This window comes from Modicisalibacter ilicicola DSM 19980 (assembly GCF_900128925.1).
GTDB lineage: Bacteria > Pseudomonadota > Gammaproteobacteria > Pseudomonadales > Halomonadaceae > Modicisalibacter > Modicisalibacter ilicicola.
Map to the genome: position 1 here is coordinate 58,435 of NZ_FQUJ01000019.1, position 10,188 is coordinate 68,622.

Here is a 10,188-nt window from a genome sequence, read left to right on the forward strand (position 1 = left end):
ACGATAGTTGGGCGCACGGATGACAAGCCCCGGCATGGCCAGCGACAATGGCCCCTCGTTCCCTTGCGAACCGTTGCCTTATCATGTTCGACACCCTGCCCATCATCTATCGGGACGCTGCGCTGGTGGCCGTGCACAAGCCCTCGGGCCTGCTCGTGCACCGCACGGACCTGGCCCGGGGCGAACGGCACTTCGCCCTGCAGATCCTGCGCGATCAGCTTGGCCAGCGAGTCTATCCGGTGCACCGCCTGGACCGCCCCACCTCGGGACTCCTGCTGTTCGCGCTCTCCCCGGCCATGGCTCGGGCGATGACCGCGGAGTTCACTGCCCAGCGCATCCGCAAGCGCTACCTGGCGGTGGTGCGAGGCATCGGCCCGGCGCATGAACGACTCGACGCGGCGCTTCGCGAGGAGGATGGCCGCCGTTCCAAGGCCGACATGCCGGCGCAACCGGCCTGTACCGAGGTATGCCGACTGGACAGCGTCGAGCTGCCGGTGCGGGTCGACCGCTATCCCCAGACGCGCTACTCGCTGATGGAGGCGCGCCCCCTGACCGGTCGGCGTCACCAGATCCGCCGCCACCTGGCCGGACGCGGCTATCCGATCATCGGCGACGCCAAGCATGGCAAGGGCGTGCACAACCGCTTCTTCCGCGAGCACTTCGCCAGCACACGGCTGCTGCTGGCGGCCGTCGGCTTGAGTGTCTGGCACCCCGAGCGTCGGGCGACCCTGCACCTGAGTGCCGCGGTCGGCGACGACCTGCAGCGACTGTTCGACCACTTCGGCTGGGCCGGGCATCTGCCGAAGAACACGGCGCACTGGGAAGAGCCCCCATCGACCCCATCGCCCGCTGCGTCATCTGTCCCATCATCGAAAGGCGCAACGAACGCTCATGAATACCTTTGAACCCGCTCCCATCGCCGACGATTACGACTTTCGCTTCGGCGGCATCCGGCGTCTCTACGGTGCTCGCGCAGCACGGCGTTTCCGCCAGGCCCACGTGGTGGTGATCGGCGTCGGCGGCGTGGGCAGCTGGGCGGTCGAGGCGCTGGCCCGCGCCGGCATCGGCAAGCTGACGCTGATCGACCTGGACGACGTCTGCGTCTCCAACATCAATCGCCAGCTGCATGCCCTGGACGGTACCATCGGCCAGCCCAAGGTCGAGGTATTGGCCGAACGCTGTCGTGCCATCAACCCTGGCATCGAGGTGGTCGCCGACAGCGCCTTCGTCACGCCCAGCAACCTGGCCAAGCGCATCCCCGACGACACGGACCATGTCATCGATGCCATCGACAGCGTGGTTGCCAAGGCGGCCCTGATCGCCTGGTGCAAACGCCGCAAGCTCAGAATCACCGTCACCGGCGCCGCCGGCGGCCAGACAGACCCGACCCGCATCCGCGTGGCGGACCTGACCCGTACCGAGCACGACCCGCTGCTGGCCAAGGTGCGCGCACGGCTGCGTCGGGATTTCGGCTTCTCGCGCAATCCCAGGAGGCGTTTCGGCGTGGAATGCGTCTATTCTGACGAACAGCTGGTCTATCCCGGCAGCAATGGCGAGGTCTGCCTGCACAAGCCCGGTGCCGGAGAAGCCACCCGACTCGACTGTGCCAGCGGTTTCGGTGCGGCGACGTTCGTCACCGGCAGTTTCGGCTTCGTTGCCGCTTCTCGGACGCTGGCACGCCTGGCAGCCACCCAAGAGGAAATTTCCGATGTTCCATGAACACCCCCGCCCGGTGCCAGGCATCTATCGCCATTACAAGGGCCAGAGCTATGAAGTGATCGGGGTAGCCCACCATAGTGAGACCGAAGAGCTGCTGGTGGTCTACCGTGCCCTGTATGGGGATTACGGCTTGTGGGTGCGCCCTCTGGCCATGTTCAGCGAGACCGTCGAGGTGCAGGGGGAGCCCCTGCCGCGCTTCGAGCTGGAAGTGGCATTCAAGTAACGCGCCATTCATGCTGCCGGCTGCCGGCGATGCTATACTGCTGCGCTGTTTTCGGCGCCGAGGGAAGGGAGGATGGATGAGCATACGCGTAGGCGTGATCATGGGTTCGAAGTCGGACTGGGCGACCATGTGCCACACGGCCGAGACGCTCCAGACGCTGGGCATCGGGCATGAGGTCAGGGTGGTCTCCGCCCATCGCACCCCCGACCTGCTGTTCGACTACGCCGCCAGCGCCATCGATCGCGGCCTCGAGGTGATCATCGCCGGTGCCGGCGGTGCCGCTCACCTGCCCGGCATGGCCGCCGCCAAGACCAGCCTGCCGGTGCTGGGCGTGCCGGTCCAGTCCAGCATGCTCAGCGGCGTCGATTCGCTGCTGTCGATCGTGCAGATGCCCGCCGGCATCCCTACCGGCACCTTGGCCATCGGTCGCGCCGGTGCCATCAACGCGGCCCTGCTGGCGGCGGCCATGCTGGGCAACAAGTACCCCGAGGTGCGCGAGGCGCTGGAGCATTACCGTGCCGAGCAGACCCGCCAGGTGCTCGACCAGCCCAACCCCAGCCAACTCGATTCGCCGGAGGCCTGAATGATGCGTATAGGCGTCGTCGGTGGCGGCCAGCTGGGCCGCATGATGGCCGAAGCCGGAGCGGGATTCGATGCCCGCTTCACCTTCCTCGACCCGTCGGACTCGGCCTGCGCGGCCCTTCACGGTCGTCATATCCAGGCCGGCTGGGAGGACCAGGCGGCCCACGAATCGTTGATCGCCAACAGCGACGTGGTGACCTTCGAGTTCGAGAACATCGCCGCCGAAGCCGTGACCCGGCTGGCCGAACAGTGCCCGGCGTTTCCGCCGGCCAAGGCGCTGGCAACCGCTCAGGACCGCTGGGCCGAGAAGTCGCTGTTTCGTTCGCTGGGCATCCCGTTGCCTCAGGTCGCCAGGGTCGACAGTCAAGCCGACCTCGACGCGGCCGTGGCCGAGATCGGCCTGCCAGCGGTGCTCAAGACACGCACCCTGGGCTACGACGGCAAGGGCCAGAAGGTACTGCGCGAGGCAACCGATGTCGCCGGTGCCTTCGCCGCCCTGGGCAAAGCCCCGCTGGTCCTCGAGGGGTTTGTCGATTTCGATCATGAGGTCTCGGTGATCGCCGTGCGAGGCCGCAGCGGCGAAGTCCGGGTCTGGCCCCTGGTGCGCAACGAGCACCGCCAGGGCATGTTGCACTGCTCCATTCCCCAGCCCGGCCACCCCCTGCAGGCTCTGGCCGAGGACTACGCCCATCGGGTGCTGGCCGAACTCGACTACGTCGGGGTGATGGCCTTCGAATTCTTCGTCACGGGTGATGCGCTGCTCGCCAACGAGATTGCCCCGCGGGTGCACAACTCCGGCCACTGGACCATCGAGGGTGCCGAGACCAGCCAGTTCGAGAATCACCTGCGCGCCATCGCCGACCTGCCGCTGGGGGCCGTCGCCCCGCTGGTGCCCTGTGCCATGCTCAACGTGATCGGGGCCTTCCCCGATCGACGCGCGGTGCTGGAGGTACCCGGCACCCGCTGGCACGACTATGGCAAGGCGCCGCGCCCTGGGCGCAAGATCGGCCATATCACCGTGCTTGCTTCGAGCGAAGAACAGCTCAGCGAGCGTATCGCCGCCGTGGAAAGCCTGCTGGTCAACGATCTCGGTTGAGCGGCATCTGCTGACTACACGAAGAAGGCGCCCCTTTTCAGGGGCGCCTTCCTTGAGTGACTCAAAACTTTCAGCGATTTACAAAACTAAGCGAGCGAAGACCAGGCAAGGCAAAAATCAGCGAAAGAACGGAGTTTACGTATTGTAAATGAGTATCTTGAACTGATTTTTAACGCTGCATGGTCGAGCGCAGCTAGTTTTGAGATCAATCCGCTTCGCGCATCTGCTTCTGCAGATAATTCTCGATACCCACCTTGTCGATCAGCCCCAGTTCGGTCTCGAGCTGGTCGATGTGATCTTCCTCGTCGTCGAGGATATGTCGGAACAGATCGCGACTGACGTAATCGTGCACCTTCTCGCAATAGGTGATGGCCTTGATCAGGTCATCGCGGCCCTTGTGCTCCGCGGCCAGGTCGCTTTCCAGCATTTCGCGGGTGTGCTCGCCGATGTGCAGCTTGCCCAGGTCCTGCAGGTTGGGCAGCCCTTCGAGGAACAGGATGCGCTCGATCAGCTTGTCGGCGTGGTTCATCTCCTCGATGGATTCGTCGTACTCCCACTTTGCCAGGGCCTGGAGACCCCAGTCCTTGTACATCTTGGCATGCAGGAAATACTGATTGATCGCGACCAGCTCGTTCCCGAGCACGGTGTTGAGATGTTCGATGACCTTGGCGTCGCCTTTCATGGGGATCTCCTCTTCGCGGTTTTTATGAGCACGGAGACAAGACCGCGCCTTATTGACGCAGAAGTATGGCTCAGAACGCCAAAAAAGTCCAACGACACCAGAAGGTTATAGAGATTTCATCGCATTCGAGAAGCGTTGGCGAATGCCAGTAAAAATTGATGTATGCGCACCTCAGACGGCGTAAGCCAACTGCGCCTCATCAAACATCTCGCGTGCCAGGGCATCCTGGGTGACCGATTTGCCCATGCAAGCGCATTTGCCGCATTGGGTACCGCAGCCGGTCTGTTCCCGCACCTCGCGCCAGCTCCGCGCCCCCTCGGCGACCACGCGTTGGATGGTCTGGTCGGAAACCCGCTTGCATAGACATACGTACATTTTTTGGCCTCACTATCGTCCCGATAGCAAATGTAAATGATTCGCATAGGGGATTGCAAGTGCAAGACGGCCCTTTTCAGCGTTCCCTTGGCTGAAGCGCAGGAACCAATACCGAAGCGGCACGAGGCTCATGCGGCTTGAAAGCCGGAACATGGTCCTTTTCACCGAGTCGAGAAGAGCGAGACGGCTTTTTTAATCACATTAAATTTCATAAAAAAACGTTATTGTTACTTTTTGCAAACAAACCCATCATGATGATCCAAGAGCGCCAAGGACGCTCGTGACACGTCAATCACACAAGGGAAGGGCCTCGCCATGCACTATCTGGACTTCGATGCACTCAAGAAGCTGGATGCCAAGGCGTTTCAGACCCAGCACCCCTACCCCTGGATCAATCCCTACGGCCTGTTGACCGACGAGGGCTTCCAGGCATTGCGCACCACCCTGCCCGAGGTGGAACACTTCGAACGAAGCTTCGGCGAATGGCGTCACCATGGCCAGCGCCCTCACGACCGCCTGTTCCTCGACTACACGCCGGGAATGCCCTTGTCATCCCACTGGCAGGCCTTCCTGGACGAGCTGCAAGGGTTTCGATACCGACGCTTCATGGCTCGCATGCTGGGCACCAGTATGTTTCGCATGGGTTTCCACTGGCATTACACGCCGGCGAGTTGCTCGGTCTCTCCGCACTGTGACGACGAGCGCAAGCTCGGCTCGCAAATCTTCTATTTCAACAGTGAAGAAGACTGGCGCCCCGAATGGGGAGGACAAACCGTCGTGCTGGACGATGCCGGGCGCTTCGCGGCCAACAGCGCTCCCGAGTTCGCGGATTTCGACAGCGCGATCGAGTCCCGGGCCATGGGCAATCACAGCTTCATCTTCTCGCGGCGCGGCAACTCCTGGCATGGCGTGCGTGAGATCACCTGCCCACCGAACCACTATCGCAAGGTCTTCATCGTGGTGGTGCGTGAGCGCCACCCGGTCAGATCCTTCTACCGGGTGGTCAAACGCAAGATCCTGCCTGCCGCTTCCCTGGAAGGATGACCCGGCCGGCGATCGCTCTCAGCGAGAGCGACGCGGGCGCTTGGGCAGCACGACCACCCGCGAATCCGAGATGATGTCCGGCCAGCTGCGCCGCTCGCCGTCGATCAGGATCCACCAGTAACCCAGGCCGCCCAGGGCCAGCGAGAAGACTGCCGCGATGAAGCGCATCAGGCACTGGGGCAGTGACAGGGGATTGCCTTCGACACCTTGCACCCGCAAGCGCCAGGCCTGCATGCCCAAGGTCATCCCCGCACGCATCCAGAAAAAGGCGAAGAACGCGAAGGTCACGATCAGCAGCACGCTGTGAAACAGCGGGCTCTCGGTGGCTTCGCCGCCATTCAGCGCCACACCGACGAAGCCCACCAGCACCCATATCGCCATCAGCACCAGGCCGTCGTAGACCATCGCGGCCAGGCGACGCAGCAAGCCCGCGGGCCAGACATCGTCCAGGTTGTCGAAGCGTCGCATCGCTCCTCCCGATTGAGAAATGTGCCAGGGTCAGCCGGTACGCCTGAGGAGATAGAGCCCTACCCCTACGCAGGCCAGCGTCGGCGTCAGCACCGCCCACACCGGCGAAAAACCGAATACCGTCGAGGCGGGGGCCAGCAGATCCTGGAGATACTTGAACGAGAGGCCGACGATCACGCCATAGAAGACCCGGGTACCGGCGGCCACCGTGCGTAGCGGGCCAAACACGAAGGACGCCGCGACCAGGACCAGCGACGCCATGGTGACCGGCATCAGCATCTTCTGCCAGAAATGCAGCAGCGGCTGGGTGGCCGACAGCCCCTGGTTGCTCAGATAGCTGGCGTAGGCCCAGAGTTCACTGGGGGCCTGGCTCTCCACGTCGCGAAGCAGCCGGTAGAGCTGCTCGGGGGTCAAGTCGGTCTCCCAGGCCAGCCGTGCGTGCTGCACCGCCTCGGTGCGCTGGTCGAAAAAACGCGTGACTTCTGCCTCTTGCAGTACCCACTCGCCCTCTGTCCAGACCGCCCGCGCCGCGTGGGTGGCCTCGACCAGGCGCTGGCCGTCAAAGCGATAACGCGTCAGATCGATGACCGTGTCGTCGGCACGGATGGCGCCAAATCGATAGAAGACCTCCCCTTCACGCTGCCAGCCGCCCCGCTGGGTGAGCACCGCACCTTCGCCGCTCATCTGCTCCAGACGCCAGGCTTCTGCAAACTGCTCGGTACGGGGGCTCACGTACTCGGCAATCAGCAGCACGACGACGATCACCAGGACGATGGGCTTCATCACGCTCCACAGGATACGCATCAGGGAGCGCCCGGCAGCGCGCATCACCGTCAACTCGTTGCTCGAGGCCATGCTTCCCAGCCCGATCAGCGCGCCTATCAGCACCGCCACCGGGGCGTACTGATAGAAACGCCAGGGCATGCGCATGCCCAGGTAAAGCAAGACATCGAAGGCGCCATAGCCGCCTTCCACGTCCTTCAGGTCGTTGATGAAGGCGATGACCAGATCGAGACCCAGCAGCACCAGCTGCACCACGACGATGGCCGCCAGCACGTTGCGGGCGATGTAACGGTCGAGACGATCGGCAACCATCAGCGTGCGCCTCCGAGCTGGGCGCGGCGCATCAGCCACAACCCCAGCAGGAGATAGCCCAGGTGGATGGGCCACATGCCGACCACGGCAGGCAAGGCACCACGACCGATGGCATCCAGGGCCGCCAGCAGCAGGCTCAGGTAACTGATGTGCAGGAAGATCGCCGGCAACAGCTTGGCAAAGCGCCCCTGACGTGGATTGACCCTGGAGAGCGGAAGGGCCAGCAGGGTGAGGATCGGCACCATCAACGGCAGACTGACGCGCCATTGCAGCTGGGCCTGGGCCTCGTCGGTGCTGCGCGCGAGGAGCGCCGCGGTAGAAGCGTACTCGGCATCGTCGAGTTCGCTCATTTCGGTGGCCCGCGACAGACGCACGGCATAGGTATCGAACTCCAGCCGCTCCGCCTGGGCGCGCCCCGGATCGACACTGTAACGCTCGCCATCGGCCAGCACCAGGAAACGGCTGCCGGTCTCATCGTCGACGGTCTGGTAACCGCTGTCGGCCCGGGTGACCACTGTCTGCGGCGTATCGTCCGTGCGCCTTTGCCGCTCGCTGATAAAGACCTCCTGCATGCGTGTCTGCTCGTCGTTCAGGCCTTGGGTATAGGCGGTACGACCGTCGCCGATCTCCTGGAAGCGCCCCGGGGCCAGCGCCGAGAAATCCAGGCGGCTCTGCTGCTCCTCGAGAAGAATCTCGTTGTGCCGCGCACCCGCCGGCGTCAGCCACAGGCTACACAGCGCCACCAGCAAGGCAACCAGCAGCGTCGGCAGCATGGTCACCTGCAACAGCCGATTGGGGCTGGTGCCGCAGGCCACCAGTACGGTGATCTCGCTGTTCAGGTAGAGCTGACCGTAGGCCAGCAGGATGCCCAGGAAGAATGCCAGCGGCAGGATCAGCTCCAAGAAGCCCGGCAGATGATAGAGCATCAGGGTGCCGAGAATGCTGGCCGGAATATCCCCTTCGGCAGCCGTGGTGAAATAGCGGATGAAACGGCTGCCCATGATGACGAGCAGCAGCACGCCGGCAACGGCGCTCATGGTGACCAGAATTTCGCGGGTCAGGTAACGAAAGATGATCAATGCTGTCTCCCGGGGTAGCGTCCTGGCGCGTGGTAACGTCCATGCAATGGCGCGGTGCTTTGCGTACACTGAGGAGAGTACGGATACGGTTCAAGGCGTTGATCCCCGGAACCGTGCCGGCATTATCCAGAATCCTCGAACGCTTGTCTCGTCGCGGGGCAAGCGATGCGTCGATAACCCCGAGTCCAGTGGAGATGTCATGGAATTCCCTGTAATCACCGTCAATCCGGCCAAGGTCGAGACCGCCTGCCTCGTCGTCCCGGTGTTCAAGGACGGGGACCTGCTCCCGGTAGCGGCCAAGCTCGATGACGCCAGTGAGCGGCTGATCGGTCAATTGATCGAGCGCGGTGATTTCGATGCCGCCCTCGGCAATGTCCAGGTCGTCCCCTTTGCCCCCGGCCTGGCCGCCGAGCGCCTGCTCCTGGTAGGGCTTGGCGAGCGCGGCAAGTGCAATGAAGGCAGTTTCCGCAAGGTGCTCGATGCGGCCACCGAAACACTCGCGCGTCTGCCGATCGACGAAGCCGTGGTGGCCCTGAGCGATGTGCCGGTTCCCGAGCGTGCCGGCGACTGGAAGGCCCGCATGATCGCCGAGGCCACCCGGCGCGCCCTTTACCGATTCGACCTCTTCAAGTCCGAACCGGCCCCGGCGCCGCGACTGGAGCGAGTCGGGCTGCTGCTCAGCGAGAATGGCGATGTGGCGAGCAGCGAACAAGGCGCCAGGATCGGCAACGCCTTGGGAGAAGGCATCAACTTCACCCGTACCCTGGGCAACCTGCCGGGCAATGTCTGCACGCCGCGCTACCTGGCCGAGCAGGCGGAAGAGCTGGGCAAGGAGTCCGGCGGGGCACTGAGCGTGGAGATCCTCGATGAGGAGACCCTCGAGACGCTGGGCGCGCGCTCGCTACTCTCGGTCGGCCGGGGCAGCGAAGAGCCCTCGCGCCTGATCGTGATGCGCTATCAGGGCGCCGACAACAGCGACGACGCCCCGCATGTGCTGGTCGGCAAGGGCATCACCTTCGACACCGGCGGCATCTCGCTCAAGCCCGGGGCGGACATGGACGAGATGAAGTACGACATGTGCGGGGCCGCCAGCGTACTGGGCACCTTCAAGACACTGCTGGCCATCCGGCCCAAGCTCAACGTCGTGGGCATCGTCGCCGCGGCGGAAAACATGCCCGATGGCCGCGCCACCAAGCCCGGCGATATCATCAAGACCCTCAAGGGGTTGAGCGTCGAGGTGCTGAATACCGATGCCGAGGGACGGCTGGTGCTGTGCGATGCCCTGACCTACGCCGAGCGTTTCGAACCGGCCAGCGTGGTCGATATCGCCACCCTCACCGGTGCCATGGTCATTGCCCTCGGCAATCATGCGACGGGGCTTTTCTCGAACGACGACGACCTGGCCCTGGATCTGCTCGATGCTGGCGAAACCGCCTGGGATCGTGCCTGGCACATGCCGCTGTGGGACGAGTATCAGAGCCTGCTCGACTCCAATTTCGCCGATCTGGCCAACATCGGTGGACGCCCGGCGGGCTCCATCACCGCCGCCTGCTACCTCTCCCGGTTTGCCGACAAGTACCCCTGGGCACACCTGGACATCGCCGGCACCGCCTGGAACTCGGGCAAGCAGAAAGGCGCCACCGGTCGCCCGGTGGGGCTGCTGACGCAGTATCTGCTGGATCGCGAGCAGGACACCAAGGTCGAAACCGACAAGCAGTGAGTCCCAGTGACTGTGTGGATGTGGGACGTGGGAGCTCAATTCATCGGGCGATAAATGGCCAACCAAGTCACCTATCGCTCGGCAAACCAAGCTCCCGCAGAAGCC

General features: G+C 63.7%; 12 protein-coding genes. 7 read left to right on the forward strand and 5 right to left on the reverse strand.

Going from position 1 to position 10,188, the window contains the following annotated elements:
- The first annotated feature begins 83 nt into the window (after positions 1–83).
- From BUA41_RS16830 to BUA41_RS16850, 5 genes are all read left to right on the forward strand, one after another.
- Positions 84–905, forward strand: a complete 822-nt coding sequence (locus tag BUA41_RS16830) for a pseudouridine synthase (protein WP_072824994.1) — start codon at positions 84–86, stop codon at positions 903–905.
- Positions 892–1,719, forward strand: coding sequence for a tRNA cyclic N6-threonylcarbamoyladenosine(37) synthase TcdA (tcdA, locus tag BUA41_RS16835; RefSeq protein ID WP_072824996.1), 828 nt, complete (start codon positions 892–894; stop codon positions 1,717–1,719). Before BUA41_RS16830 ends, tcdA begins: the two co-directional genes overlap by 14 nt.
- Positions 1,709–1,942 carry a DUF1653 domain-containing protein gene (locus BUA41_RS16840; protein ID WP_072824998.1) on the forward strand — a complete coding sequence of 78 codons (234 nt, stop codon included), beginning with the start codon at positions 1,709–1,711 and terminating at the stop codon, positions 1,940–1,942. Before tcdA ends, BUA41_RS16840 begins: the two co-directional genes overlap by 11 nt.
- 76 nt (positions 1,943–2,018) lie before the next feature.
- Positions 2,019–2,525, forward strand: coding sequence for a 5-(carboxyamino)imidazole ribonucleotide mutase (purE, locus tag BUA41_RS16845; protein WP_072825000.1), 507 nt, complete (start codon positions 2,019–2,021; stop codon positions 2,523–2,525).
- Positions 2,526–3,620: a 5-(carboxyamino)imidazole ribonucleotide synthase gene (locus BUA41_RS16850; RefSeq protein ID WP_245791948.1), complete on the forward strand. Its 1,095-nt coding sequence runs from the start codon at positions 2,526–2,528 to the stop codon at positions 3,618–3,620.
- Positions 3,621–3,825: 205 nt separating this feature from the next.
- On the opposite strand, the gene bfr is transcribed toward BUA41_RS16850, so the two are convergent.
- The gene (gene bfr / locus BUA41_RS16855; RefSeq protein ID WP_072825002.1) at positions 3,826–4,302 is read right to left on the reverse strand and encodes a bacterioferritin; all 477 of its coding nucleotides are present in this window, start codon (positions 4,300–4,302) and stop codon (positions 3,826–3,828) included.
- Between the two features lie 171 nt (positions 4,303–4,473).
- The gene (locus BUA41_RS16860) at positions 4,474–4,677 is read right to left on the reverse strand and encodes a (2Fe-2S)-binding protein (protein WP_072825004.1); all 204 of its coding nucleotides are present in this window, start codon (positions 4,675–4,677) and stop codon (positions 4,474–4,476) included.
- Between the two features lie 315 nt (positions 4,678–4,992).
- On the opposite strand from BUA41_RS16860, the gene BUA41_RS16865 reads away from it, so the two are divergent.
- The gene (locus tag BUA41_RS16865) at positions 4,993–5,721 is read left to right on the forward strand and encodes a 2OG-Fe(II) oxygenase (protein ID WP_072825006.1); all 729 of its coding nucleotides are present in this window, start codon (positions 4,993–4,995) and stop codon (positions 5,719–5,721) included.
- A gap of 18 nt (positions 5,722–5,739) precedes the next feature.
- On the opposite strand, the gene BUA41_RS16870 is transcribed toward BUA41_RS16865, so the two are convergent.
- From BUA41_RS16870 to lptF, 3 genes are read right to left on the reverse strand one after another with little or no spacing between them, the layout of a single operon-like run.
- Positions 5,740–6,189, reverse strand: a complete 450-nt coding sequence (locus tag BUA41_RS16870) for an RDD family protein (RefSeq protein WP_072825008.1) — start codon at positions 6,187–6,189, stop codon at positions 5,740–5,742.
- A gap of 30 nt (positions 6,190–6,219) precedes the next feature.
- Positions 6,220–7,284 carry an LPS export ABC transporter permease LptG gene (gene lptG / locus BUA41_RS16875; protein ID WP_072825009.1) on the reverse strand — a complete coding sequence of 355 codons (1,065 nt, stop codon included), beginning with the start codon at positions 7,282–7,284 and terminating at the stop codon, positions 6,220–6,222.
- Positions 7,284–8,363, reverse strand: a complete 1,080-nt coding sequence (lptF, locus tag BUA41_RS16880) for an LPS export ABC transporter permease LptF (RefSeq protein WP_072825011.1) — start codon at positions 8,361–8,363, stop codon at positions 7,284–7,286. Before lptF ends, lptG begins: the two co-directional genes overlap by 1 nt.
- Positions 8,364–8,562: 199 nt before the next feature.
- Between lptF and BUA41_RS16885 the strand changes: the two genes are divergently transcribed.
- A complete protein-coding gene (locus tag BUA41_RS16885; RefSeq protein ID WP_072825013.1) occupies positions 8,563–10,083 on the forward strand; it encodes a leucyl aminopeptidase in 1,521 nt (506 codons plus the stop codon).
- Positions 10,084–10,188: the final 105 nt, after the last annotated feature.

Excerpts from the sequence above, each read along its gene's own strand:
- BUA41_RS16830 (WP_072824994.1), top strand. The coding sequence starts at position 84 with ATGTTCGACACCCTGCCCATCATCTATCGGGACGCTGCGCTGGTGGCC.
- tcdA (WP_072824996.1), top strand. The coding sequence starts at position 892 with ATGAATACCTTTGAACCCGCTCCCATCGCCGACGATTACGACTTTCGC.
- BUA41_RS16840 (WP_072824998.1), top strand. The coding sequence starts at position 1,709 with ATGTTCCATGAACACCCCCGCCCGGTGCCAGGCATCTATCGCCATTAC.
- purE (WP_072825000.1), top strand. The coding sequence starts at position 2,019 with ATGAGCATACGCGTAGGCGTGATCATGGGTTCGAAGTCGGACTGGGCG.
- BUA41_RS16850 (WP_245791948.1), top strand. The coding sequence starts at position 2,526 with ATGATGCGTATAGGCGTCGTCGGTGGCGGCCAGCTGGGCCGCATGATG.
- bfr (WP_072825002.1), bottom strand. The coding sequence starts at position 4,302 with ATGAAAGGCGACGCCAAGGTCATCGAACATCTCAACACCGTGCTCGGG.
- BUA41_RS16860 (WP_072825004.1), bottom strand. The coding sequence starts at position 4,677 with ATGTACGTATGTCTATGCAAGCGGGTTTCCGACCAGACCATCCAACGC.
- BUA41_RS16865 (WP_072825006.1), top strand. The coding sequence starts at position 4,993 with ATGCACTATCTGGACTTCGATGCACTCAAGAAGCTGGATGCCAAGGCG.
- BUA41_RS16870 (WP_072825008.1), bottom strand. The coding sequence starts at position 6,189 with ATGCGACGCTTCGACAACCTGGACGATGTCTGGCCCGCGGGCTTGCTG.
- lptG (WP_072825009.1), bottom strand. The coding sequence starts at position 7,284 with ATGGTTGCCGATCGTCTCGACCGTTACATCGCCCGCAACGTGCTGGCG.
- BUA41_RS16885 (WP_072825013.1), top strand. The coding sequence starts at position 8,563 with ATGGAATTCCCTGTAATCACCGTCAATCCGGCCAAGGTCGAGACCGCC.